This is a genomic window from Roseburia porci (assembly GCF_009695765.1).
In the GTDB taxonomy this organism is placed as follows: domain Bacteria; phylum Bacillota; class Clostridia; order Lachnospirales; family Lachnospiraceae; genus Roseburia; species Roseburia porci.
The window spans coordinates 47,706-71,934 of record NZ_VUNI01000002.1 but is presented as its reverse complement, the minus strand read 5'-3'; the positions used below and the strand labels follow the sequence as shown (position 1 = coordinate 71,934).

At 42.8% G+C, this 24,229-nt stretch carries 24 protein-coding genes and 1 pseudogene; 2 read left to right on the top strand and 23 right to left on the bottom strand.

Annotated elements, in window-relative coordinates; all coding sequences use genetic code 11:
* Nucleotides 1-41: 41 nt before the first annotated feature.
* The 18 genes and pseudogenes from FYJ75_RS01715 to FYJ75_RS01635 all read right to left on the bottom strand — a co-directional run bounded on the left by FYJ75_RS01715 (nucleotide 42) and on the right by FYJ75_RS01635 (nucleotide 16,183).
* Nucleotides 42-1,640 (bottom strand): DEAD/DEAH box helicase, encoded by a 1,599-nt coding sequence (locus tag FYJ75_RS01715; RefSeq protein ID WP_154428206.1) that lies wholly within the window; start codon nucleotides 1,638-1,640, stop codon nucleotides 42-44.
* A gap of 95 nt (nucleotides 1,641-1,735) precedes the next feature.
* Nucleotides 1,736-2,053 carry a GIY-YIG nuclease family protein gene (locus FYJ75_RS01710; protein ID WP_154428204.1) on the bottom strand — a complete coding sequence of 106 codons (318 nt, stop codon included), beginning with the start codon at nucleotides 2,051-2,053 and terminating at the stop codon, nucleotides 1,736-1,738.
* A 208-nt stretch (nucleotides 2,054-2,261) separates the two neighbouring features.
* Complete coding sequence (locus FYJ75_RS01705; protein ID WP_154428202.1) at nucleotides 2,262-3,896, bottom strand: tetratricopeptide repeat-containing diguanylate cyclase; 1,635 nt, start codon at nucleotides 3,894-3,896, stop codon at nucleotides 2,262-2,264.
* Nucleotides 3,897-3,910: 14 nt separating this feature from the next.
* Nucleotides 3,911-4,612, bottom strand: coding sequence for a M23 family metallopeptidase (locus tag FYJ75_RS01700; RefSeq protein WP_154428200.1), 702 nt, complete (start codon nucleotides 4,610-4,612; stop codon nucleotides 3,911-3,913).
* Between the two features lie 99 nt (nucleotides 4,613-4,711).
* Nucleotides 4,712-5,578 carry a 16S rRNA (adenine(1518)-N(6)/adenine(1519)-N(6))-dimethyltransferase RsmA gene (rsmA, locus tag FYJ75_RS01695; protein WP_154428198.1) on the bottom strand — a complete coding sequence of 289 codons (867 nt, stop codon included), beginning with the start codon at nucleotides 5,576-5,578 and terminating at the stop codon, nucleotides 4,712-4,714.
* Nucleotides 5,579-5,593: 15 nt separating this feature from the next.
* Nucleotides 5,594-5,989, bottom strand: coding sequence for a serine/threonine protein phosphatase (locus FYJ75_RS01690; protein WP_154428196.1), 396 nt, complete (start codon nucleotides 5,987-5,989; stop codon nucleotides 5,594-5,596).
* A gap of 23 nt (nucleotides 5,990-6,012) precedes the next feature.
* Entirely contained in the window at nucleotides 6,013-6,789 is a 777-nt protein-coding gene (locus FYJ75_RS01685) for a TatD family hydrolase (RefSeq protein ID WP_154428194.1), read from the bottom strand.
* Nucleotides 6,789-7,331 (bottom strand): NUDIX hydrolase, encoded by a 543-nt coding sequence (locus FYJ75_RS01680; RefSeq protein ID WP_154428192.1) that lies wholly within the window; start codon nucleotides 7,329-7,331, stop codon nucleotides 6,789-6,791. The genes FYJ75_RS01685 and FYJ75_RS01680 overlap by 1 nt, the downstream gene beginning before the upstream one ends.
* A 39-nt stretch (nucleotides 7,332-7,370) precedes the next feature.
* Complete coding sequence (gene metG, locus FYJ75_RS01675) at nucleotides 7,371-9,368, bottom strand: methionine--tRNA ligase (protein WP_154428190.1); 1,998 nt, start codon at nucleotides 9,366-9,368, stop codon at nucleotides 7,371-7,373.
* A gap of 563 nt (nucleotides 9,369-9,931) precedes the next feature.
* Entirely contained in the window at nucleotides 9,932-10,297 is a 366-nt protein-coding gene (locus FYJ75_RS01670) for a zinc-ribbon domain-containing protein (RefSeq protein ID WP_195838921.1), read from the bottom strand.
* A 253-nt stretch (nucleotides 10,298-10,550) separates the two neighbouring features.
* A complete protein-coding gene (locus tag FYJ75_RS01665; RefSeq protein WP_154428188.1) occupies nucleotides 10,551-11,540 on the bottom strand; it encodes a calcium/sodium antiporter in 990 nt (329 codons plus the stop codon).
* Nucleotides 11,541-11,574: 34 nt separating this feature from the next.
* Nucleotides 11,575-12,159: a manganese efflux pump MntP gene (locus tag FYJ75_RS01660; protein WP_154428186.1), complete on the bottom strand. Its 585-nt coding sequence runs from the start codon at nucleotides 12,157-12,159 to the stop codon at nucleotides 11,575-11,577.
* A gap of 276 nt (nucleotides 12,160-12,435) precedes the next feature.
* Nucleotides 12,436-13,662 (bottom strand): tyrosine--tRNA ligase, encoded by a 1,227-nt coding sequence (gene tyrS, locus FYJ75_RS01655; protein WP_154428184.1) that lies wholly within the window; start codon nucleotides 13,660-13,662, stop codon nucleotides 12,436-12,438.
* Between the two features lie 408 nt (nucleotides 13,663-14,070).
* Nucleotides 14,071-15,042 carry an MFS transporter gene (locus FYJ75_RS01650; protein ID WP_328596838.1) on the bottom strand — a complete coding sequence of 324 codons (972 nt, stop codon included), beginning with the start codon at nucleotides 15,040-15,042 and terminating at the stop codon, nucleotides 14,071-14,073.
* A gap of 9 nt (nucleotides 15,043-15,051) precedes the next feature.
* Nucleotides 15,052-15,270: a hypothetical protein gene (locus FYJ75_RS01645; RefSeq protein WP_154428180.1), complete on the bottom strand. Its 219-nt coding sequence runs from the start codon at nucleotides 15,268-15,270 to the stop codon at nucleotides 15,052-15,054.
* 219 nt (nucleotides 15,271-15,489) lie between these two features.
* Nucleotides 15,490-15,612: a hypothetical protein gene (locus FYJ75_RS14580; protein WP_268878575.1), complete on the bottom strand. Its 123-nt coding sequence runs from the start codon at nucleotides 15,610-15,612 to the stop codon at nucleotides 15,490-15,492.
* A gap of 40 nt (nucleotides 15,613-15,652) precedes the next feature.
* Nucleotides 15,653-15,918: pseudogene (locus FYJ75_RS14810) on the bottom strand (HipA N-terminal domain-containing protein); the annotation flags it as partial.
* Nucleotides 15,905-16,183 carry a helix-turn-helix domain-containing protein gene (locus FYJ75_RS01635; protein WP_328596819.1) on the bottom strand — a complete coding sequence of 93 codons (279 nt, stop codon included), beginning with the start codon at nucleotides 16,181-16,183 and terminating at the stop codon, nucleotides 15,905-15,907. The gene FYJ75_RS01635 and the pseudogene FYJ75_RS14810, both read right to left, overlap by 14 nt.
* 212 nt (nucleotides 16,184-16,395) lie before the next feature.
* On the opposite strand from FYJ75_RS01635, the gene FYJ75_RS01630 reads away from it, so the two are divergent.
* Nucleotides 16,396-17,214, top strand: a complete 819-nt coding sequence (locus tag FYJ75_RS01630; protein ID WP_154428178.1) for a Cof-type HAD-IIB family hydrolase — start codon at nucleotides 16,396-16,398, stop codon at nucleotides 17,212-17,214.
* A gap of 58 nt (nucleotides 17,215-17,272) precedes the next feature.
* Here the strand turns inward: FYJ75_RS01630 and FYJ75_RS01625 are convergent, their stop codons facing one another.
* The 4 genes from FYJ75_RS01625 to FYJ75_RS01610 form a co-directional block, all read right to left on the bottom strand.
* Entirely contained in the window at nucleotides 17,273-18,619 is a 1,347-nt protein-coding gene (locus FYJ75_RS01625) for an ATP-binding protein (RefSeq protein ID WP_154428176.1), read from the bottom strand.
* 246 nt (nucleotides 18,620-18,865) lie between these two features.
* Nucleotides 18,866-19,429 carry a DUF6591 domain-containing protein gene (locus tag FYJ75_RS01620; RefSeq protein ID WP_154428174.1) on the bottom strand — a complete coding sequence of 188 codons (564 nt, stop codon included), beginning with the start codon at nucleotides 19,427-19,429 and terminating at the stop codon, nucleotides 18,866-18,868.
* A gap of 77 nt (nucleotides 19,430-19,506) precedes the next feature.
* Entirely contained in the window at nucleotides 19,507-19,836 is a 330-nt protein-coding gene (locus tag FYJ75_RS01615) for a MerR family transcriptional regulator (protein WP_195838920.1), read from the bottom strand.
* Nucleotides 19,837-20,339: 503 nt separating this feature from the next.
* A complete protein-coding gene (locus FYJ75_RS01610; RefSeq protein WP_154428170.1) occupies nucleotides 20,340-21,143 on the bottom strand; it encodes an AraC family transcriptional regulator in 804 nt (267 codons plus the stop codon).
* 225 nt (nucleotides 21,144-21,368) lie between these two features.
* On the opposite strand from FYJ75_RS01610, the gene FYJ75_RS01605 reads away from it, so the two are divergent.
* Nucleotides 21,369-23,381 (top strand): beta-galactosidase, encoded by a 2,013-nt coding sequence (locus FYJ75_RS01605; protein ID WP_154428168.1) that lies wholly within the window; start codon nucleotides 21,369-21,371, stop codon nucleotides 23,379-23,381.
* Nucleotides 23,382-23,481: 100 nt separating this feature from the next.
* Here the strand turns inward: FYJ75_RS01605 and FYJ75_RS01600 are convergent, their stop codons facing one another.
* On the bottom strand, nucleotides 23,482-24,216 hold the full coding sequence (locus tag FYJ75_RS01600) for a hypothetical protein (protein WP_154428166.1): 735 nt from the start codon (nucleotides 24,214-24,216) through the stop codon (nucleotides 23,482-23,484).
* Nucleotides 24,217-24,229 lie beyond the last annotated feature (13 nt).

Here is a 24,229-nt window from a genome sequence, read left to right as displayed (position 1 = left end):
CCAATCAGGTAACTCATTAAGACTTTTTTAAGATTTATAATTTACTTACGGTTTGCAGGCTCCACATTGATGGATTTTCCTTTGATCTTTGCATTTTTCATTGCACGCAGAACCACTTTTGCGTATTCATCCGGAACTTCGACGAATGTATAGTTGTCGTACATGTCGATCGCGCCAACCATTTTGCCAGGAATCTTGGCCTCTCCGGCAACCGCTCCAAGAATGTCTCCAGGACGGATCTTCTGGTTCTTACCGATATTGATGAAAAGACGTACCATGCCTTCCTCAGCTCCGGTATCTCCAAAGTCTGCGGTCTCATAATCTCCGTCATTTTTCGATAATTCCACGCCTCCGATGGCCTGTTTTAAAAATGCAGCGGCAATATCCATGGCAGTGTAATCCGAATTATTGACCTGCTGCTCGATGATGTCGATCATGTCACGCAGTCCGCCTGCCTCAATGATCTCACCGATCTCTTCCATGATCTTTTCTGCCTTGATCTGTGCAACATCATCCGAAGACGGGATCGGCTGTGCTTTGATCTTGGTCTTACAGTATCTCATGATATCTTTGAGTTTGTATACTTCTTTTCCTTTTACGAAGTTAAAGGCACGTCCCGTACGGCCCGCACGACCGGTTCTTCCGATACGATGTACATAATATTCATCATCCTGTGGAAGGTCATAATTGAATACGGCTTCTACATCATCTACGTCGATTCCTCTCGCAGCCACGTCGGTTGCAATCAGGATCTCTGTCTTTCCATTACGGAAATTGCGCATCACGCGGTCACGCTGCTGCTGCTTCATGTCTCCGTGAAGTCCTTCTGCCATATATCCACGTGCCTGAAGCTCTGATGCAAGTTCATCTACCATACGTTTGGTATTACAGAATACCAGAGAAAGCTTCGGTGAATAATAATCGAGAAGACGTGTTAAAACGTCCAGCTTGTCATGTCGTCTGACATCATAATAATACTGCTCGATATTCGGAACAGTAAGTTCCTTTTTCGTGATCTTGATCCGCACCGCATCCTTCTGGTATTTTCTTGTGATATCAAGGATCGGCTTCGGCATTGTTGCAGAGAAAAGAACCGTCTGTCTTCCCTCTTCCGGAATGTATTCAAGAATGGTCTCGATGTCCTCTCGGAATCCCATATTTAACATTTCATCTGCTTCATCAAGCACGATCGTGTTGACTTCATCGCAACGGATCGTTCTTCTTCTCAGATGATCCATCACACGTCCTGGTGTTCCGATAATGATCTGTGCTCCACCCTTTAAGGCTTTGATCTGTCTTCCGATATCCTGTCCGCCGTATACGCACAAAACCTTGACTCCATGCATATATTTGGAAAATTTGCGGATTTCCTCAGCTACCTGGATTGCAAGCTCTCTGGTCGGTGATAATACGATCGCCTGTGTTTTCTTATTATTTGGATCTACTTTCATAAGAAGCGGAATTCCAAAAGAAGCGGTCTTACCGGTTCCTGTCTGTGCCTGTCCGAGTACATCCGCTCCACTGATCACTGCAGGAATTGCCTGGCTCTGGATCGGAGTTGCCTCTTCAAAACCCATTTCCTTGATTGCTCTTAAAATCTGTGGATAAAGATCGAGTTCTTCAAATTTTACTGTTTCCATATATTTCCTTTCAAAACGAGGTCGGGAAAGTCTGTATTCCTTCCCAAAAAAAGAGACACTGCGTCAGTGTCCCTGGTTACTGAATTGATACGTGTTTATTTACTTAAACAGCGTTGGTTAGCATAACAGTTATTCGGCGTTTTGTCAAGAAGTTCCTGCTTCTGCCCGTGTGTCAGCTGCTTGAGATGATACTCTCTGCTCATAGCCTCCTGTTTCGTCCGGAAAGTCTCATAATAGACAAGCTCGACCGGACGCCGCGATTTCGTATACTTGGCACCGTTGCCACTGTTGTGGGCTTTGATCCGCTTTTCCAGATGATTCGTCCATCCGATATAAAAGCTTCCATCGCTGCATCTCACCATATATGTGTAATTTTCTTCGTTTTTCTGTTCCTGTGTGTTTTCTTTTTTCATAATCTCTCAGCCGTCTCTTTGTTATGTACTGCAGGGCCTGCAAACCTCCCCTGCAGGTATCATAAAGCAATCGTTATATGATACGTACTTTCCCATAAACGCCTTCTGGCGCATCCCAGTCTTCTGGTAACATCCCATTCGGCTGTAAAACTGTAAAAAGGAAACGATTGCGGATATTTGATGTTACACATTCTATATTATGCACGGATCAGCTGTTGGTTCCATCTTTTTTCTTGTATACAGCATCCAGTCCACCGATCCGGTAATAGTTACGGCGCTGCTCCTTTACCTGATAAAGCATCATGTCGGCGCTGTGTATGTAATCCCAGATACGGCTTACCGAAGTCGGGATATCCCAGCACAATCCCTGGGAGATTGTAACAAATGGTTCTGCCTTCGAATATTTATGTTCCAGATTCAGGCTCATAATATCTCTTTTTAACTCAGCTGCACATTCTTCTGCTTCTTCTCTTGTAAGATTCTCGTAGATCAGCACAAACTCATCGCCACCATATCTGGAGCAGAATGCACCATGACGCTCTGCAAGTTTGCGGATTGCCTGCGAGACCTTGATCAGACATTCATCGCCTTTCTGATGTCCGTAATTGTCATTATATTCTTTGAAGAAATCAATATCAAGAATCTCAAATGTCAGGCTTGTATGATTCATGCAGGCTTTCTGGAATGCTTCCTCGGAATAATCATTGAACCGGTAGCGGTTGGAGAGACCGGTAAGCGGATCTTTCTGGGATTTTTCCAGCAGACGTTTATTCTGAAGTTCCATCTCCTGTCTTCTCTGGTTTGCCATTTCCAGGTTCTTACGCATCTGAAATACGGAATTCATCATCTTCTGGACTTCTTTTTCCTGAAGCTGTGACAGTTCAAAGTACAATCCTGCTGCCTGCAGATATTCTGCATTCTGTTTATGTATCCGGTAATATCTTACCTTCAGCGAAATGATCTTAAGCTGCAGGTTACTCAGGTTCGAATTCTTGATCAGCGGCTCAAAAGTGTCAAGTATATGCCAGAATGCTTCGTCCTTATCCGTCTCAAGAAGCATCTCACAGTAATCGTAATAATCATCAAAAATATCCATTACCGTAAGATGGTTGGATGTTTTCTCCTGAATCGATGCAATGCACTTATTCCGGTTTTCCACATCGTTTTTTATATGATAGTAAATAGCCTCCGCACACCATACGGAAAGCTTGTCTAAATCTTCCGCGTATTGCCAGTGGTCGCGGTATATATATTCCATTATCTTTGGAACTGCATCCAGTTTCTTCTGAAATGTAAGAGATTTGATCAGATTGCTGTATATACACAGCATAAATGTATGATACCACTCATCCTTTGGCTGTTTTTCCACATAATGCAACGCTCTCTCCAGATAACACTGAGCCTCGGCATATCGTCCACACATCAGATCCAGCGAACCAATGTTGACGTTGATGATACTCTCTTCTTTTTGCAGATGATATTTTTTGCAGTAATGGATGGCATTCATGTAATAATCCAGGGAGATCAGGGTGTTTCCACGGTTGCATGCCACAATTCCAAGGAAGTTATACGATTTGGTTAAAAGCTCCCACTCCTGCACGGTGTCCAGATAAGATACCGCCTGTGTGATGCATTGAAAAAAATTCTCATTATCATTTAAACAGTAATAGGTTTCGCCCGCATAAAAGTAGGCGAAACCTAATAATTTACTGTCCTTTGTCTGTACTCCGTAGGAAATAATCTCGTTACAGGATTTCAGTGTCTGTTCCGCATCTACTCCGCGACTTTCCAATACTTCATTTGTCCATTTTCGAATTCCATCACTATATTCACTAAAATCCATTCGGATTTCCTCCTTTATTCAAGATATTCAAAGGGGTCCGTCGGCTGACCATCCTTTAGAAGTTCAAAATAAACATTGCTGCCTTCCACAGAATAATATTTGGTAGGTTCACTGACATATCCGATGACCTGTCCTGCTTCTACCATATCACCAACGTCAAAATTTAATTCTTTCAACTGTCCGTACACGGCGGAAAAACCATCTCCAAGATCCTCTGTCACCGTAAGCCCGGTAACCTCGTTGGTGGAAATATCCGTGATTTTTCCTTTTGCCGCAATATACACCTTGTCATTGACATCTCCATGAATGACAATGGCAGGATTATACTGATACTGCTGCAGCGTCGGGAAAAAAATCGTCGAATCCATGCTATAATTCAGAAGAACATCCCCATCAAGCGGCCATGTCAGACCATCCTCTGCCGCAAAATGCAATGTCTCCTGCGAAACCGTCGGCTCCGCCTCTGGCTCCTGAGGGGTCTGTGGCTCGACCGACACCTGCTCCGGTTCTTTTTCCTCCGTTTTTGGCTCCGGTTCCAAAATATTGGATGCCTCATAAGACTCCTCGGTGTCCTGCTCCTGGGCCATCTGTTCCTGTCTGGTCTGTTCTTCCTGTGCCCTTCGCTCCTGTGCTTTCTCTGTAGAATATACTCCCACAAAACCAATTGCGCCTGCAACAAGACAGGCGACAGCTGCTATATATTGTCTTTTTCTCATCGGCGTCTCCTCCATAGTCAAAATTTATGTTCTAACTACAGTGTTTCCGCCTCTCGTTTTTTTATACAGATTGTTTTCTGATTCTTAGCGAATGAGTTTTTACAATTTTTTCTTAATAATGTTACTGAGTCTGGCAAACTGCTCGAGTGTCAGCGCTTCTCCGCGGATATTAACCGGAACACCAAGCTCCTCAATGCTTTCCTGGATCAGCTCTTTGGAAAGCGGAATTCCGCCATAATTGTTGAGTCCGTTGGCAAGTGTTTTCCGTCTCTGGTTGAACGAGCCACGGATCACCTGGAACATCAGCTTCTCATCCTCCACATCCACCGGAGGTTTGGCATGACGGGTCAGCCGTATCACTGCGCTTCCTACCTTTGGCTGTGGCATAAAACAGCTCGGCGGTACATTGACCACGATCTCAGGCTTTGCATAATACTGTACAGCCAGCGACAATGCACCGTAATCTTTGGTTCCAGGTCCTACCTGCATACGGTCTGCAACTTCTTTCTGTACCATAATCGTAATGCTGTCGATCGGAACATGGCTTTCAAAAAGTCCCATAATGATCGGTGTCGTAATATAATATGGAAGGTTTGCCACAACTTTGATCGGACGATCTTCATTCTTCTCATGCGCAAGTTTGTTGATATCCACCTTTAAAATATCCTGATTCAGCACTTCTACATTATCGTATTCTTTTAAGGTATCCTGAAGAATCGGAATCAGATTCGTATCAATCTCAACCGCAACCACTTCTCTGGCTGCCTCACACAGATACTGTGTCATCGTTCCGATTCCAGGTCCGATCTCCAGCACAAAATCATCCTTGGTGATCTGCGCTGCATCAATAATCTCCTCTAAGATTCTGGTGTCGATCAGGAAGTTCTGTCCGAATTTCTTCTGAAAATTAAATTTGTATTTCTGTAATACCTCTATGGTATTTTTCGGATTTCCAAGTGTTGCCATCTGTATCCTCCCTGACTATTCGCCGAAAAATGTATCAAACATTTCATTCAAAAATTCCTGATACAAACGCTGGTATTCCTCATGAAAGGTCTGAGCGACATTGTTATCTTTCTCGCCAGCCATCTGTGCTTCCTCATAAATTGCAAAAGCCGTTTCATAAAGTTCTGGATTCTTCTCGTAAAAAGCCTCGGTCAGTGTATCCTGAAATGTAAACTGTGCAGTCTGCGAAAGATTATTCATGAAATCTGCTTTTGCGATGCTTCCACCCTCTTCATAGTCTGAAAGGAAAATGTGCTTTTCTGCTTCTTTTACATAATTTTCAAACTCTTCCTGCACATCTTTATAGCTGAGAGGCACATAATTCTCATTCCAGTATGCATCAAATGCCTCACGATCCTTAAATTGTTCCATATTTATGTTCTCCTTTTAAAATATCACCGAACCTTCGAAAAAAGGCGGTATGCGTTCTGCTCCGTGATGCTGCAGACTTCTTCCGCAGAAATTCCCTTGAGTTCTGCTATTTTTGCGGCAACATAAGGGAGATTTAACGAACTGTTTCTTGTGCCGCGGTGTGGCTCCGGTGCCATATACGGACAGTCGGTCTCGAGAAGTATCCGCTCGATCGGAATTTCCTGTACGGTCTGAACAAGTTTTTTGGCATTTTTAAAGGTGACGACTCCGCCTACACCGATATAGTAACCCATTTTCACGAATTCCTTTGCCATTTCCGGCGAATACGAATAACAGTGGATCACGCCAGGAATCTCCTCCGCATGGATCTCTTTCATAATGCGCATTGTATCCTCGGCTGCATCTCTGGAATGGATAATGACCGGAAGATCTGCCTCACGGGCAAGTTCCATCTGTTTTTGAAACCAGATCCTCTGATTCTTCTGAACCTCAGGCTCTTTATCCCAGTAGTAATCCAGACCGATCTCACCGACTGCCACCGTTTTATCGAAACGGGTCTGTTCCGCAAGCCATGCAAAAGTCTCTTCATTCAGCCCATCCACATCACTTGGATGCACACCGACCGCTGCATACATAAAATCATGCTTTTTCACAAGTTCGAGCGTCGTTTTTGTGCTCTCGATGGAAGCTCCGACATTGATTACGTGACCGATTCCGGCTTCCGGAAGCTTTGCGATCAGTTCTTCTCTGTCCCCATCAAATTTCTCATCATCATAATGTGCATGAGTCTCAAAAATCATCAAAAATGCTCCTTAATCAGTTCAAGTTCTTCAATATCAATGCAGTGCTTGATCTTGTTTGTGCGCACATCTTCCATACACTCTTCAAAATCAAGCCACATGACACTTTCGAGTTCTTCCTTCTGAATATGAAGATCCTCCACTTCTACGTCTTTCCACAAAAGAAATACCCGGCTTACCTGGTTATCCACAAATTTTGCTCCATGAAATGTTGCATTTGCGGATAAATCGTGTAAACCACAGTCGATCAGCTCAGAAGGAGAAACATCCAGTCCGAGTTCCTCCTTCAGTTCACGGATTGCCGATGGCACATAATCGACACCGGCAGGAATATGTCCCGCACTTGAAATATCATAGCATCCCGGGAAGGAATCCTTCTGCTCACATCGTTTCTGCAAAAGGATCTGGATTCTTCCATTTTTTCTTCTTACAATCCACACATGGGAAGTACGATGGCGGCATCCTTCACGGTGCGCCTGTGTTCTTTCTACTGTTTTGCCGGTTGGGTTGCCCTTTTCATCTACGATATCCAGATACTCCATAGCTGATACCTCTCTTTTGCATTTTCTTCTATTTGTATTTTAACAGATTTCTGCTCCACTTGGCATAGATTTTTCCGGAGTCATCAGTGCAAGTTCTCCATTTTCGTCTTCTGCGCAAAGCAGCATTCCTTCTGAGAGTACACCGGCTAATTTTGCAGGTTTTAAGTTTACAAGAACCATAACCTTTTTACCAACCATTTCTTCCGGTGAATAGTATTTGCGGATTCCGGATACGATCTGTTTTACCTGGCTTCCGATCTTAACCTGGGAGCAAAGCAGTTTTTTGGATTTTTCTACTGCCTCACAGGCAATGATCTCGCCTACCTGGAACTGCATTTTTGTAAAATCATCAAATGTGATCTCATCCTTGGCTTCGATGTCGATCACCGTCTCATCTCCATCACTGGAATCGGCGTTCTCACCGGCAAGCTTTTTCTGTTCCGCTTCATACTCTGCTTTCTGGGCAGCCTTGATTTCTTCGATCTTAGGCATAACCTCTTTTGCATCCAGACGTGCAAATAAGATTGCAGGAGTCTCTGTCACTTTGTTTCCGTTCTCGTAAAGACCGAACTGATCCAGATCATCGTAATCGCGAAGTGTCGTATTTAACTGTGCCACGATCTTCTCTGCGGTCTCTGGAAGGAAGCTGTGCAGAAGGCTTGCTCCGATCGTAATGGACTCAACGAGGTTATAAAGTACCTCACTTAAGCGGTCTTTCTTTGCCTCATCCTTTGCAAGTACCCATGGTGTTGTCTCATCGATGTATTTGTTGCAGCGGCGGAAAAGTGCAAACACTTCTGTGATGGCATCTGCCACACGGAGTTTCTCCATTTTCTCAGCAGTACGTGCTTTTGTTCCGGTCACAACAGCCTTTAAGTCTGCGTCCACATCCTCGGTTACTCCTGTGCTCTTTACTACACCATCAAAATATTTGTTGCTCATGGATACAGTTCTGTTTACCAGGTTTCCAAGGATATTCGCAAGGTCAGAATTGTAACGCTCGATTACAAGATCCCATGTGATCACACCATCGTTTTCGAATGGCATCTCATGCAGTACGAAATAACGTGTTGCATCTACTCCGAAAAGATCTACAAGATCATCTGCGTAAATAACGTTTCCTTTGGATTTACTCATTTTCTCACCGCCCTGAAGCAGCCATGGATGACCAAATACCTGCTTTGGAAGCGGAAGATCCAGTGCCATTAAGAAGATCGGCCAGTAAATCGTATGGAAACGGACAATGTCTTTTCCGATCAGATGCAGATCTGCAGGCCAGTTTTTCTTGAAAAGATCAGAAGATCCGTCAGGATCATAACCAATCTTCGTAATATAGTTGGTCAGTGCATCCAGCCATACATATACGACATGTTTTGGATCAAAATCTACTGGAATTCCCCAGCTGAAAGAAGTTCTGGATACGCACAGATCCTGCAGGCCAGGAAGCAGGAAGTTGTTCATCATCTCGTTCTTTCTGGATACCGGCTGGATAAAGTCCGGATGTGTATTGATATAGTCGATCAGACGGTCTGCATATTTGCTCATTTTGAAGAAATATGCTTCCTCTTTTGCAGGTTTTACCTCACGTCCGCAGTCCGGGCATTTTCCGTCGACGAGCTGTGACTCTGTCCAGAAGGACTCACAAGGTGTACAGTATAAGCCTTCATAAGAACTTTTGTATATATCCCCCTGATCATACAGTTTCTTAAAGATCTTCTTTACGCATTTTTCATGATCTTCATCGGTTGTACGGATAAAGTTGTCATAAGACGCATTGACAAGATCCCAGATGCGTTTTACCTCTCCGGATACCTGATCTACGAATTCCTTTGGAGTGATTCCTGCTGCTTCAGCCTTTTCCTGGATCTTCTGTCCATGCTCATCTGTTCCAGTCTGGAAATATACGTCATATCCCTCCGCACGTCTGTATCTTGCGATCGCATCCGCAAGAATGATCTCGTATGTGTTTCCAATATGCGGTTTACCTGATGTATAGGCAATCGCAGTTGTCATATAAAACTTACCTTTTTTGCTCATTTTGCTCATCCTTTCTCAAATAACAAAGTGGGCAAGCCCACTTCAGCTTCCATTCCCTCAATCTTGAGGGGCTTGACCGCTTTGCGCGCTGAGCACAGCTGCGAAGCAGCACATTCCTTTTGTGCGAGTGCGCATCCTTGCGGAGCATTTTTATTTGATAGGAATTTCCTATCAAATAAAAAAAATCCCGTCCCCATATACATGAAGACGAGATCTTACTTCCCGTGTTACCACTTCAATTCGCTGGCTCCTCACGAAATCAGCCTCTGCAGATGTCAACCAACATCTTCCGCTATAACAGGCGGTCCCGTCAGAACTTATCTGCCTCCTGCCACATGCGGCCTGTCAGTTCAGTTCTGCCACTCCAAAGCCATCTTCCATCCACATTCCTTCTTTCCCTCTCAACATCCTTCCGGTGGGAAATTCTCTGTAAAATTCCTGCAGACGTACTCTCTTTTTCAACGTGTTATAAAAGTGTATTCTGTTATTACCAATTATAATAACTGGCTATCAGCTATGATTACGTTATCACTCGATTTTCAAAAAGTCAACCTTTTCCTGTATTACTCTTCAAAAATACTCAGATGTGCACCGCATTTATCACAGTATGTGTGCTCTTTTGGCTGTTTTGCACCACATTGCGGGCAGATAACGGCTCCCTGTGTCACCAGAATTTCATCTTTTAATGCCTGGATCTCGCCTAATGTCTCAGCAATGGATGCAAAGCATTCCTGCTCCGGAACTTCTTCCTCTTTATGTGCTTCATAATACAGCTTTCCAAGTTCCGCATACTGCTTCTGTAAAAAATCCTCCTTGGAACGGATATCCAGACGGATCTTTGCTGTGGAGGATGCCTCTTTCGCTTTGTCTCCTACTTCTTTTCCTGCGGATACAATCTTGTTTTTCATATCTTCAAAATCAAATGCCATAATGAGTTCTCCTTTTCTATCAGATTCACAGTAGGTAATTGCGGAACTGTTTTAAATTTATACTGGCATGTACTGTGAGTACAAATAATCGCAGGCACGCTCTCGCTGCTCATCGCTGGCAACGGTACATAAGCGACCAAAGTACGGTCGCCAAGTACCGGCCGCTCTGAAGCACCTGCGAGTTACCTGTACTCACAGTACATGCTCACTTCAGATTTCAATAGTTTCGCAATTACCTGTCAGTTTCAATATACTACCGCATGCAGATGTATACAACATACACGGCATACAGGATTACCATCACCCAGCCTTCTTTTTTACTGAGCTCATTTTTGGTCCATGCCATGATCCATACGATTGCACTGAATGCCATGAGGATCACAATATCAATGATGTTTTCTGTGATAAATGCCATCGGACTGATCGCAGCTGCAATACCAAGTACCATCAGGATATTAAAAATATTCGATCCGATGGCATTGCCGAGTGCCATATCCACTTCATTTTTCTTTGCTGCCATAATGGATGTTGCAAGCTCCGGAAGACTGGTTCCAAATGCAACGACTGTAAGTCCGATCAGTGTCTGGCTGACGCCCATTGCCTCAGCGATCGTTGTTGCACCATCAACTACCCAGTCACTGCCAAGTGCGATTGCCACACAACCAAGCACGATAAAAATAATACTTTTTGGCATCGGCATAATCTGGATCTCTTCCACCTCAAGTGCAAACTCTGTCTCTTCGACATCCATATCTTTGTTATCCTTGCGGGATTTCTGTGCGGATTTTATCATATAAAGAATAAAAAGCGCAAACAAAACGATAAAGATTGCACCATCCACATGTCCAAGCATCATTCCGATTGCGCCAAGCACAAGAAGTAATGCCGCACAGACAATGGAAAACGGAAAATCAATTTTCAGTGTTTCTCTTCTTACTGCGACCGGTGTCAGAATGGCACATACACCAACTACGATCATCAGATTAAAAATGTTGGAGCCAACCGCATTGCTGACCGCAAGTGCATTATTTCCTGTAACGGATGCGGTGATGCTTACTGCAGTCTCCGGAAGGCTTGTTCCCATTGCTACAATGGTCATGCCAATGATCAGTGATGGAACCTGAAACCTTTTTGCAATACTGCTGCAGCCCTCTACAAAGGCATCTGCCCCTTTTACCAGAAATGCAAATCCAAGAATCAGCAGGATGACTGCAAATGGTACGCTCTGAAATAATTCGTTCATTTCTTACTCCTTTTCGTCAATTAAAATGATATCATTAAAATGCAATTATACCGAGGTGCTCGAACAGGATCTTAATCCCAAGCAATACAAGGATCAATCCACCGGCAAGCTCCGCTTTATTCTTGTATTTGCTTCCAAAGAAGTTGCCGACAGCAACTCCTGCGATGGATATGAGCATTGTTGTAATTCCGATGATGGTGATCGCTTCAAGGATCGGTGTTCCAAGAAATGCAAACGTAATTCCGACTGCCAGTGCATCAATGCTTGTAGCGATTGCAAGTACAAGCATGTTTTTGTGATTGATCGGCTTATCCTCGACTTCCACAACGTCTTCCTCATTCCAGCCTTTTACAGCCTCCACGATCATTTTTCCGCCGATCAGTCCAAGCAGGATAAATGCGATCCAGTGATCAATGCTTGTGATGTAACGCTGGAACTGGCTTCCCAGAAGCCATCCGATAAACGGCATAAGTGCCTGAAAGCCGCCAAAATACAAACCGATCACGACTGCCTGTTTCCTGTTCAGTCTGGACATGCCAAGTCCCTTGCAGATTGACACAGCAAATGCGTCCATCGCAAGTCCGATGCCCATTAAGAGCAGCTCGATAAAAAGTGCCATAATCGTATCCTCTTTTCTCTATAAATAAAGTGTGCATCCATCCAAAAATTATCCAGTAGTATACATTTACGTAGAAAAAAAGAGACCCACGTATGGCTTATCGGATAAGCCATACATGAGTCTCATTCTTTAAGATTTGCCAGGTACGAATACCGGGTTTGTTGACAAATCACACGTTCGTGCGAACTACTCCCTCACGGATAATTCTCAAATTAGATTATCACTAATATATCGAATGTGTGGGTATTTGTCAATAATTTTTATCATTATATGCCGTTATTTTGCGATTAATTTTGCGAATTTTTTCTTACCGCGTTTTACGATTTTTCCTTCCCCGGCAAAATCATCCAGCTTGTAAGAAGCTGCGATATCTGTTACTTTTTCGCCGTCTACGGTAACGCCGCCCTGCTGTACTGCACGGCGTGCATCGGAACGGGTTGTTGCAAGCTCTGCTTTTACTAAAACAGCCATGATGTCCATGTCTCTTTCCGCAAAGTCATCCGCAGTTACTTCCACGGTAGGCATATGCGCCAGATCACCTGCGCCACTGAATAAAGCGTGGGAAGCCTCTTTTGCTTTTTCTGCTTCTTCCTCACCGTGAACAAGCTTGGTCAGCTCGAATGCAAGAATCTCTTTTGCCTCATTTAACTGGGCTCCTTCCCAGCTTTCCATTGCTTCAACTTCTTCCAGTGGAAGGAATGTCAGCATACGGATGCATTTTAATACGTCGGAATCAGCGACATTTCTCCAGTACTGGAAGAACTCGAATGGAGAAGTCTTGTTTGGATCAAGCCATACTGCACCGGACTGTGTTTTACCCATTTTCTTTCCTTCGGAATTCAAAAGAAGGTTGATGGTCATTGCATATGCGTCTTTTCCTAATTTACGACGGATCAGCTCGGTTCCTCCAAGCATGTTGCTCCACTGGTCATCTCCACCGAACTCCATGTTACATCCGTATTTCTGGAATAAGGTGTAAAAATCGTAGCTCTGCATGATCATGTAGTTGAACTCTAAGAAGCTTAATCCTTTTTCCATACGCTGTTTGTAGCACTCTGCTGTCAGCATACGGTTTACGGAAAAGTGTGCGCCAACCTCACGCAGTACGTCGATGTAATTCAGATCCATTAACCAGTCTGCATTGTTGACCATAAGGGCTTTTCCGTCACTGAAGTCGATAAAACGGCTCATCTGTTTCTTGAAGCAGTCACAGTTGTGCTGAATTGTCTCCGGTGTCATCATCTGACGCATGTCGGTACGTCCAGATGGATCTCCAATCATTGCAGTTCCACCACCGATCAGGGCGATCGGCTTGTTTCCTGCTGCCTGAAGACGTTTCATAAGGCAAAGTGCCATAAAATGTCCTACGTGAAGGCTGTCTGCTGTTGGATCGAATCCAATGTAAAATGTTGCTTTTCCGTTGTTGATCAGTTCTTTGATTTCTTCTTCGTCGGTTACCTGCGCAATCAGACCGCGGGCAACTAATTCATCATATAAAGTCATATTTTGATCTCCTTTTCTGAAATGGAACTATTTGGAATCGGATAGTTTCCGCATACGCCTGAATAGTTACCATGAAATTAAAAAATCCCCGCCCTGTAAAAGGACGAGGAATCAAACTCGTGTTACCACCTTAATTCACAAACAGCTCACGCTGCCTGTCTTAGCGAGTGTCCGACAACACTCCGGTTCTTCTAACGTGAACCACTCCGTCACAGCCTACTATTGTCTGCATATCTTCCATGCAAAAACAAATTTGGTGCGAAGCTCGGGGATGTATTCGGAATCTGCTTTCCATGCGCCTCTCATCAACCGGCTGCTTTCTGTATGTTCCACAAACTACTACTTCTTCCCGTCAAAGCCTGTGTATGCTTCAATTATTTTTATTATAGCCACTGAAAAATTAATTTGTCAATGTTTATTTTGCGATGAGGCAGTATATTTCAGTGCCACAAAAGCAGTCACAATCAATAAACAACCTAACCCGCAAAAGATTTTGTTAAGCCCGACAGATTCGCCCAGATAACCAACAGCGATCATTCCAACCGGACCTGATGCAAAGGAAACACAGCGAAAGGCACTAAATACTCTTCCCATCATTTCTCGCGGAGTATTGATCTGCAATAAAACGCCGTTCATAATGGAAACAAAGCCGTTTGAGATTCCATACAAAAATCCAGCTATGACCGGAAAGGCAGCATGATGATAGAAAAACATTAACATAATTCCACAACCGCCAACGGCAAATCCAAGTGCAAACAACCGGTTCATAGGTATCCTGTCTTTTAATCTGGTAAGACTCCAGGTCCCAATAATTCCTCCAATCGCGATTGCCGCCATGAATACAGAATACATATATTTTTCCGTGAAAAAATTTGAAAAATAAGCAACCGATAACGTATCGACCGGAGAAGCAAAGATATTTCCCATAAAGGTCACAACCAAAATGGCAATTATCATTCTGCTGGTAAAAATGAACCCAAACCCTTCTTTGATCGTTTGCGAAAAATTCATTTCTTTTCTGCAATTGCTGCTTATTTCTGTATATTGTATACCAAACGCTAACCCCCCTGCTGCAAAGAAAGTGACAATATCAATCAGTATGGCACCGGAAATTCCTACGAACGTTATCAGCGCACCAGATCCAACATAGGAAAATATTTGTATAAATTGTTGAAACATACTGTTCGACGCTCTTGCAGTGATCGCATCATCATCAGAGACAAGAAGCGGCAAAAGAGCATTTTGCGCAGGTGTACTAAATGTGCTGAATATCGTCTGGATCGTAACAAATACAATCAATATAAACGTTGATATATAGCCGGTGTTGTATATGAAAAGCAGCATTAACAGTACAATTCCCTGTCCAAATGATGTTACAATTAATATTTTTTACTTGTTGTTATAATCAACGATCGTTGACGTGAACATGCTCACGAACGAGAGAATCATTTTTATGGCAAACACATAACTGGTGATCAGCGTAGATTCTGTAAATTTATAAATCAACATGGAAAATGCGATATCATCAACATAATCACCAATCCCACTAATGCAGGATGCCTCAAAAAATATTCTGAAATTTCGATTTCTTTTCAGGAGTTCAAACATATCATCATCCTTTCTGTAACCCTCTATAGAGCAAAAAAAATCCTCGTCCTGTAAAAGGACGAGGAATCAACCCCGTGTTACCACCTTAATTCACAAACAGCTCACACTGCCTGTCTTAGCGAGTGTCCAACAACACCCCGGTTCTTCTAACGTAAACCACTCCGTCACAGCCTGTCTTGCTTTAATTTCTGTTATTATAAGCATTGAAAAATTAATTTGTCAATGTTTATTAAGATATGCTCCAAGCATCTCTTTTACACACTTCTCAATACTCTGGGCAATATCAAGGCATTTTTCCTGCTGCATTCCAGCTGTAATTCCAACTGCAAGCAATTCCTTCATCCCTGGATTTTTCCCATTTCCATCAACGGTTGTTGTGTGTTCCCCGTTTTTTTAGTAATCTGCTTAACAACAATCGCCCCCATGCATCCGGAAGACTATCTGAAAAAACGCCAAATAATCCATGAAAATAATCTTTCTGCGGAATAAAAACCTGCCTTTTCAGCGGAAGAGAAAATGGACTGATTGAAAATCCATTTTGAAGCCAGTCATCGCAATATTCAAATGCCACTTTATGAGACGGTGTAAAAGCAACGTTCCAACCAGTTTTTTGTCAAAAAAAACACGAATCACCTTATTTGTTTTCATTAATTACCTCCTGAATATTGCGGTATGGGATTTCCGTAAACAGATTTCTCAAATCATCCGCAATTCCTAGCGCTGTCGCAATTTTGGTAAGTGATATAAGAGATATCTGTCCCGTTGATTCAAAACGTTTTACAGATCCATAACTGACATTGCTCATCTCTACAAGTTTTTGCTGCGAGATGGACCGACGCTTTCGAATCTGGCGGACACGGTCCGCAATCTTTTTATCCAGTTCCTCAGATGTCTCCCATATAAATTCGCTCACTTCCCAATACCTCTTCTCTCATTACTGCTAATATATTATCCAAATTATATGTTATTATTCAAATATAGATCATATTTTATCTATTTTTATTAGACAAAATCAGGTAGAATTCTGCAATTCATTTAATTCGTCGCTCATTTGAGTTTTTTACCCATTCATGTTAGAATGACTTAAAAATTTAAAGACACACAATATTATGAAGGAGAACAGAAATGCAGCAGAAAATCGTATTTTTAGATATCGACGGAACTATGGTATGCTTCGACGGTTCCATTCCGGAATCCGCGCAAAAAGCAGTAAAACAGGCAAGAGCCAACGGGCATAAGATGGTTGTATGCTCTGGACGGAGCCGTTTCCAGGTGTCCGACGAACTGCTTTCACTCGGCTTTGACGGAATTGTCTGCGGCGCCGGCGCCCGTGTCGTTGCTGACGGGAAAGACATTTACCATGCTGTGATCTCAGAAGAGCAAAAGAAAAAGAGTTTTGATTATCTGGAAAGTAATGGTTTTCTGTTCTGTTATCAGGGTGAACACGGTCTGATCGTGAACAAACGCAGTATGGAAGGTATCCTGAAAAAATATGAAAATACCGGAATGACTGAGAAACAGGCTGCCCAGCTCCAGGGACAGCTTACGGTCTGTGAAGATGTGTGGAAACAACCGGATCTTGAAAAGATCATCTTCTATGATTCCCCTTTCCCGGTAAAAGAAGTACACGAACAGCTGCTTCCGTATTTTGACACTGTTCCACTGAGTCTCGAGGGAGCAGACGGTTATGCCGGTGAGATCGGAATCAACGGCATTCATAAAGCAACCGGAATGCAGATCTATCTCGATTATGTCGGAGCCAGCAGGGAAGATACAATTGCGATCGGAGATGGACCAAATGATCTTCAGATGATGGATTTTGCCCACACCTCCGTTGCCATGGGAAATGCCCTTCAGGCCGTCAAAGACCGCGCCGATCTTGTTACGACCAATATTGATGATGACGGAATCTATCACGCATTTGAGAAGCTTGGGCTGCTGTAATGACCGACAAAGGTCCGGAACAGATTTTGAAATGTTTCATTTTCTGTTCCAGACCTTTTTATAACCCGCTTAAGTCAAGCTTATATATCGTATTTTCCAGCTTTGTATGATCCAGAAACATGATCATATAAATTGGCATATAAATTCTTTTTCCATCGATCTCAATGTTTCCCTCCGAAAAAACATATGCTTCCGGGATTTCATAATCTTCATTTGCCAGAACATTATTTAATGCGGAATGTCTTTTATAATCTTTACCCGATTTGATTTCCAACGGCACCACTTTTCCGTCCAATTCCACTACGAAATCAAGTTCTCCCTGCTTCTTACTGTTAAAATAATATCCCTTATGTCCTTTTGCGGTAAGTTCCTGCGCAACCGCATTCTCAAAAAGTGCACCATTATTGATTGACTTTTCTTTATTTAGAATTGCAATTTTTACCTGATTGGAATAACAACTTGTAAGCAGACCAACATCTGAAAAAAACAGTTTGAACAAATTACGGTTCTCACTAATAATAAGTGGCAGCTTTGGCTCCGCAATATTATAGACCGGAATTGCCACGCCGGCATCTTTTAACCATAAAAAGGCATTTTCTACGCGATTATAACTAAGTCCTTTTCCAATACTGTTTAATTGAAAACGTTTATTTTTCTGGTCAAGCTGCCCAGGCATTGCATCATAAATCTCCTGCAGTTTAAGTTTATATCTGATCTCATATTTTGAAAAATCCTTTTTATATAAACGGATAATGTTTTTATGCACCTGCCCGACTTTTGCAAGGTCATTGGTTTTTAAATAAACATCTACTGCTTCCGGCATCCCTCCGACAATCAGATACAGATAGAATACATCCATCATTTTGGAATGGACAAACGTATCTACCGGCGTTCTGTTTTTAAAACTTTCCCGCAAAGTATCCATGATCTCATCATGAATTCCAACTGCTTTTGCAAACTCCATGAAATTGAGCGGATACATATCACATATATTCATATATCCAACCGGTGCTGACCGGAGATCATTTAACTCCACTCCCAGCAACGAGCCACTCATGATATAACGGAAACTCCCGTCTTCAACAAGAAACTTTATCCGCGTAACAATATCTTTGAATTCCTGAATTTCATCGAGAAAAATAATTGTTTTCCCTTTTTCCAACGGCTTTTCAGAGGCCAGACTCAGCCGCATTAAAAGCTCCCTGGCATCCTTTGCACCGGAAAAAAGTGCAATAAGTTCCGGCTGCTCAATAAAGTTAAATTCTACATACGGATAATGACTTTCTTTCAGACATTGCCGGATCAGATATGTTTTTCCAATCTGTCTTGCCCCTGTCACCAAAAAAGCGCTTTTCCCGGTAGCAATCCAGTCCGTTATTTCTCTTTTGGCACATCGTTCTATCATAGTGCTCACCTCATTATATATAATATGCAACTTTTCCAACCTTATTATACATATATTTTGCAGCTTTTCCAACCTTATTTACTACATATTTTGCAACTTTTCCAACCTATTTTGTGTATTTTATTCAACTTTTCCAACCTTCGAACATATATGTCCACATAACAAATTAAGAGAAGACCTCCTGGCCTTCTCTTAATCCGACTACTTGATTATAGTTTTCCACAATTATGGCTTTTTGAGTCAGTCTTATTGACTGACTTCTAACAGTTTCTGGTTAATCCTGTTTACAACCTCCAGATAATATGCAGCTTCGCTTGTGCTCAGACTTCCATCATCCAGCTTATCGAGTTTTGACATCATATCCGCATACTGCGCCATGTATTCCGTGTATTCGCCGAGCATGCTCATTGTATCATCCGACTCCTGATACTTTTTCATGAAATCCACATATTTGTCAAAAAATGCTTCATAACTGTCGAGCGCTTCTTTGAACTCCGGACGGATATCTGCATTCGAATCATCTGCTCCTGCCTCCTGTGCATTAGCATCTCCACCGGCATTGGCATCCTCACTGGCATTGGCGTCTGTTCCAGCATCAACACTGCCTTCGGCTGTGGTGCTGTCCGCCTGTTCAGTATGCTCTGTTGCTTCTGATTCCTGAGTATTAAATGACTTTGCATTCGTCTGCTGCTCTGTTTTTGTATCAAAGCTATGATCCGATGTGTTCTGTTTTGTTCTACATGCAGAAATCGCTGCAATACATATTACTACAAGTACAATTACCATTAATTTTTTCATTTTCTTTTTCATAATCTCAACCTCTCTTTTTTAATTTCAATTCGCTGCTTATGGAATCTGATAACAGCCGTATCATCATTGCTTATCCGTTACTGTTCCTCAATGATTTTTTTCATTCGTTCCAGAAGTCTGGTCAATTCTTCAATTTTCCGCATCAGCTCCTTTCTCTTGTCGCACAGTGCATTTTTCTTCACATCCGCAGGCGCGTCGATCAGCTCTTTAATCTGTTTCACCTGAAACCCTGCGTTCTGATAAAATCGTATCTCCCGTATCCGTTCAACCATCTTTTCGTCATACAGAAGATAACTCATTTTTGTTTTTCCCGTGGGCGCTACCAGTCCAAGTGCTTCATAGCCCTGAATGGCCCGCCTGGATATTCCATATTCCTCCTTAATTTCCCTTAATGTTCTCTCTTTCATCATTTTCCTTCTTAGCATGAAACTGCACGCAACGTGCAGTCAACCGCAATTACATGACCGGCAGTTATCGATTCCTTAACAGGGCCTGTAATTTTCGCGAATTGCTTTTCTGGATCAGGATGTCAAAAGATGAATTTTATTTCTTGAATTAGCAAATTGCACAAAACAGTGCCTATTATGTTCCATTGTCCGAAAATAAGAAAATCTAAGTTTACCTGATTTGTATTTTTTCAGAGTGACGTGTACGTCTTAAACGCCCCGTCCATGGGGCGTTAAGACTTTTGCTGCCATCCATGGCAGCAAAACACTGGTTATACACAAGTAAACTAAGATTTTCTAATTTTCTTCCAGGTCACAAAATCAGTCACTGTTTTGTGCAATTTGCCAGACACTAAGCGAAAAGCCACCTTTTGACCCCCTGATTCTTTTTGGGGAAAAAGCGCAAAAAAAGAGACGTAAAAGTGCCTTTCAACACTTTTACGCCTTCAAATATTATAAATCTACTATATGTGCAGCCGCCGGAACTCCACCGGCGTCATTCCCGTGAGTTTCCGGAACATCACGATAAAATGGCTGGCATCCGTATACCCCACATCGTGCGCAATCTCCTGGATCTTGCGGTCGCGCTTCATCAAAAGCTTCTTCGCCTGATTAATCCGGTAATTGGTCAGATATTCGTATACCGAGCAGCCGACATAGCGTACAAAAAGCCGCGACAGATACTGTGGCGAAACATACACGCTCTTTGCGAGCTGCTCTGCGGAAAGATCTTCCATATAATTGCTTTCAATCTGTTCCACGACAGGGCGGACATATTTGTCCCACGCCGGCTGCGCTGCTGCCGAGTGCGGGATTCCCTCAGAAAAAAGCAACAGCAGATGATAACAGTCCATAGACAGCTGCCTTGTATTGCCCGGAGTTGTCTCAAACAGCTTCACTGCGCCTGCAATCACCCGCTCGATCTCGGCTCCCTTCTCTTCCCCGATCAAAAGATAATCATCGGTTCCGATCATCGTCTTCAGATATGGCTCCATCGAACCGGTAAATGTTGCAAATTCTGTGATCCAACGCCCTTCCCACGCCCGATAGCTGTGCGGCACAAACGGTGCAAAAAGAATCCCCTGCCCCTGCTCCAGAAGAATCGTTTTCCCTTTTACGGACACACATCCGCTTCCGGATTCCGTCTGAAGATAATGATACATCGGAAAACCTTCCGGTCTTGTTACAAGTTCCTGTGTCCAGTGATTGCCGACCGAATCAAACTGAAACGCCTCTCGGCTAAAATGATTTCCAAAATAAATTGACATTCCATTTCCCCCTGCTGCTTGTGATACGGTGTTTCACATTTTGCTTTACCAAATAGTTTCAAAATATTATATAAACTGTTTGTTCCTGTTATACAATTTTGCAGGAAATTATATTATGATAAGCATAAATCAAGGGAAATAAAAAGGCAAGTGATATACGCCTTTCAGATTCAAAAAACGCAATATTTAAAACATTATGATTTTTAAAAATGGGAGGTTTTTACAATGGAATCCAAATTTAAAAGAATCCTCTACGGAGGAGATTACAACCCGAACCAGTGGTCGGAAGAGATCTGGGAAGATGATATGCGCATTTTCAAAGATGCCCATATCAACACCGCAACGATCAACGTTTTTTCCTGGGCAAAAATCCAGCCATCTGAGCATGAATACGACTTTTCCTGTCTGGATAAGATCGTGGATATGCTTTCACGTGAAAATTACGATATTGTTTTTGCAACATCGACTGCAGCGCTTCCTGCATGGATGGTCAAAAAATATCCTGAGGTCATGAGCACCGATTACGAAGGCAGACATCACAAATTCGGTGGCAGACACAATGCCTGCCCGAACTCTCTTGTATACCAGAAATATGCCAGAGCGCTTGCTTCAAAACTGGCTGAGCGTTATGCTGATAACCCACACGTTACCTGCTGGCATATCAATAATGAATATGGCGCAGAATGCTACTGCGACAACTGTCAGAACGCATTTCGTGTATGGCTGAAGGACAAATACCACACGATCGATGAACTGAACACCGCATGGAATATGGAATTCTGGGGACACACCATCTATGACTGGGATGAGATTGTTGTTCCGAACGCGCTCAGTGAAGGAATCGGAAGAGACAAGACCGCTTTTGCCGGAATCTCGATCGACTACCGCCGTTTTTTGTCTGACAGCCTGTTAAATAATTATAAAATGGAACGCGATGCAATCCGTGAGCAGAAGCCGGATGCACTGATCACAACGAATCTGATGGGAACCTTCAAGGGTCTTGATTATTTCAAATGGGCAAAAGAAATGGACATCGTATCATGGGATAACTACCCTGCATATGACACGCCATGGAGCCAGGTTGCCATGACACATGACCTCATGCGCGGATTAAAAGACGAACCATTCATGCTGATGGAGCAGACTCCGAGCCAGCAGAACTGGCAGAAATACAACTCCCTGAAACGTCCGGGTCAGATGCGCGCCCAGAGCTACCAGACCATGGCACATGGCGCAGATACGATCCAGTTTTTCCAACTGCGCAGAAGTGTCGGCGGCTGTGAAAAATTCCACGGTGCTGTCATCGCCCATGTTGGCAATGAAAATACCCGCGTGTTCCGCGAGACGGCACAGCTTGGCAGAGAATTAGAAAGCTTCGGCACGAAAACTCTCGGCTCCAGAAATCCTTCAAAAGTCGGCATTATTTTTGACTGGGATAATTACTGGGCGCTCGAATATACAAGTGGTCCTTCCGCCGATCTGAGATACGTTGATCAGATCCACCAGTACTATGAGTTTTTCTATAACCGCAATATCTCTGTCGACATGATTCCAGTCGATGCAGATTTTTCAAAATACGACATGATCGCCGCGCCTGTTCTTTATATGGTAAAAGACGGTATGAAAGAGGCTCTGGAAAGCTTCGTAAAAAACGGCGGTACACTGATCACCACTTTTATGAGTGGCATTGTCGGACAGTCCGATAACGTACATCTCGGCGGTTATCCTGGCCCGCTCCGCGATATGGCAGGAGTCTGGGTTGAAGAGATTGACGCACTTGCACCGGAGCAGCATAACACCGCACAGTTTGCCGATGGCACAAGTTATTCCTGCGGACTGCTCTGCGACTTGACGCATCTGGAAGGTGCCGAAGCACTCGCTTCCTACGGTGAAGATTTCTATGCCGGAATGCCAGCTGCCACAAAAAATACATTTGGAAAAGGTCACGTATACTACATCGGAACCCAGCTTGAGAAGGATGGTCTTGCAAAAATCCTCTCCGAAGCAGTTTCCGAGGCTGGTGTAAACTCTGTGATTCCTGAGACAACTGCACTTGAAGTCACTTGCAGAGTCAGCGATACCACACGCTTCTACTATGTGATGAACTTCTCCGGTACAGATCAGCCGCTTCCAGAAAGTCTGTCCGGAAAAACGGATCTCATCACCGGAAAAACTGCACCAGCCGGCAGTGTTCTTGCCCCATGGGATGTCATGATCCTGCAGGAACCGCTGGCATAACATAAGTCCCCATTTCCTTCCTTTCCTTTACATAGCTATCGGCAAAATATATCCACTTTTACGCAAAGTAATCGTGTTATATTTTGCCGATAAATACAGATTATGATCTGCTTATTATTGTTTCATTCACAAAATCCACAACATCCATGTTTTTTGTCATAATATTGGAATCCTTCTGCATCTCTGATATCGTCATCCAAAAATAATGTACTCCATTTATTACAAAATCATCTTTTTTCATATCATCTGTAAATCTATTAATCACCACTTCATATAACCTGTGATTATAAACTCTCGTTTCATCATGACTCACCGAGTATTTTTCCTGCACTCTCGATGTAAGATACCTTGCACTAATGTTTTCTTTTGGAATCTGTAAAGATGCCGACACCCGTTCCAGTATGGCAGTCTCATTATCTCCGTTCACAGTTTTAAAATTTAAAAATAATTTACAATCCCATCTCTCATCATAATAAACAAGAAAACGTCCCGCTTGCTGTTTAAAAGTATCTCTAATCACAACAAGTGAATGGTTATGCTGTATCATATCTAAACTTATAATATCTTTTGTCAGTTTTTTATGATCATATTTATTTTTATTCCATTTCAAAAGATCTATAATAATTTTCAACGTATAACAAATACCAATAAAACAAAAAACGGTTTTCACAACCATTCCATTAATTCCCAGAATGCTGTCATAATTGGCAGTAAAAGCAGATAGTAAAAAAGATATCGCCGCAATAATTGCATCGACTGTAACCTTATTACCTATATATTCTCTTTTTTGTTCTAATAAAAGTTCAAGTTTTGTTTTATCAATTAATAATTGCATTCATCTCACCAAC

Coding starts and splice junctions, on each gene's coding strand:
- FYJ75_RS01710 (WP_154428204.1), bottom strand. CDS start 2,053: ATGAAAAAAGAAAACACACAGGAACAGAAAAACGAAGAAAATTACACA.
- FYJ75_RS01645 (WP_154428180.1), bottom strand. CDS start 15,270: ATGTTTGAACTCCTGAAAAGAAATCGAAATTTCAGAATATTTTTTGAG.
- FYJ75_RS01670 (WP_195838921.1), bottom strand. CDS start 10,297: ATGGCATTTGATTTTGAAGATATGAAAAACAAGATTGTATCCGCAGGA.
- FYJ75_RS01660 (WP_154428186.1), bottom strand. CDS start 12,159: ATGGCACTTTTTATCGAGCTGCTCTTAATGGGCATCGGACTTGCGATG.
- FYJ75_RS01620 (WP_154428174.1), bottom strand. CDS start 19,429: ATGAAAAAGAAAATGAAAAAATTAATGGTAATTGTACTTGTAGTAATA.
- FYJ75_RS01665 (WP_154428188.1), bottom strand. CDS start 11,540: ATGAACGAATTATTTCAGAGCGTACCATTTGCAGTCATCCTGCTGATT.
- FYJ75_RS01705 (WP_154428202.1), bottom strand. CDS start 3,896: ATGGATTTTAGTGAATATAGTGATGGAATTCGAAAATGGACAAATGAA.
- FYJ75_RS01615 (WP_195838920.1), bottom strand. CDS start 19,836: ATGAAAGAGAGAACATTAAGGGAAATTAAGGAGGAATATGGAATATCC.
- tyrS (WP_154428184.1), bottom strand. CDS start 13,662: ATGACTTTATATGATGAATTAGTTGCCCGCGGTCTGATTGCGCAGGTA.
- FYJ75_RS01690 (WP_154428196.1), bottom strand. CDS start 5,989: ATGGAACAATTTAAGGATCGTGAGGCATTTGATGCATACTGGAATGAG.
- FYJ75_RS14580 (WP_268878575.1), bottom strand. CDS start 15,612: ATGAAGGAATTGCTTGCAGTTGGAATTACAGCTGGAATGCAGCAGGAA.
- FYJ75_RS01715 (WP_154428206.1), bottom strand. CDS start 1,640: ATGGAAACAGTAAAATTTGAAGAACTCGATCTTTATCCACAGATTTTA.
- FYJ75_RS01625 (WP_154428176.1), bottom strand. CDS start 18,619: ATGATAGAACGATGTGCCAAAAGAGAAATAACGGACTGGATTGCTACC.
- FYJ75_RS01685 (WP_154428194.1), bottom strand. CDS start 6,789: ATGATTTTTGAGACTCATGCACATTATGATGATGAGAAATTTGATGGG.
- FYJ75_RS01700 (WP_154428200.1), bottom strand. CDS start 4,612: ATGAGAAAAAGACAATATATAGCAGCTGTCGCCTGTCTTGTTGCAGGC.
- FYJ75_RS01680 (WP_154428192.1), bottom strand. CDS start 7,331: ATGGAGTATCTGGATATCGTAGATGAAAAGGGCAACCCAACCGGCAAA.
- FYJ75_RS01610 (WP_154428170.1), bottom strand. CDS start 21,143: ATGTCAATTTATTTTGGAAATCATTTTAGCCGAGAGGCGTTTCAGTTT.
- FYJ75_RS01600 (WP_154428166.1), bottom strand. CDS start 24,216: ATGCAATTATTAATTGATAAAACAAAACTTGAACTTTTATTAGAACAA.
- rsmA (WP_154428198.1), bottom strand. CDS start 5,578: ATGGCAACACTTGGAAATCCGAAAAATACCATAGAGGTATTACAGAAA.
- metG (WP_154428190.1), bottom strand. CDS start 9,368: ATGAGCAAAAAAGGTAAGTTTTATATGACAACTGCGATTGCCTATACA.
- FYJ75_RS01630 (WP_154428178.1), top strand. CDS start 16,396: ATGCAGCAGAAAATCGTATTTTTAGATATCGACGGAACTATGGTATGC.
- FYJ75_RS01605 (WP_154428168.1), top strand. CDS start 21,369: ATGGAATCCAAATTTAAAAGAATCCTCTACGGAGGAGATTACAACCCG.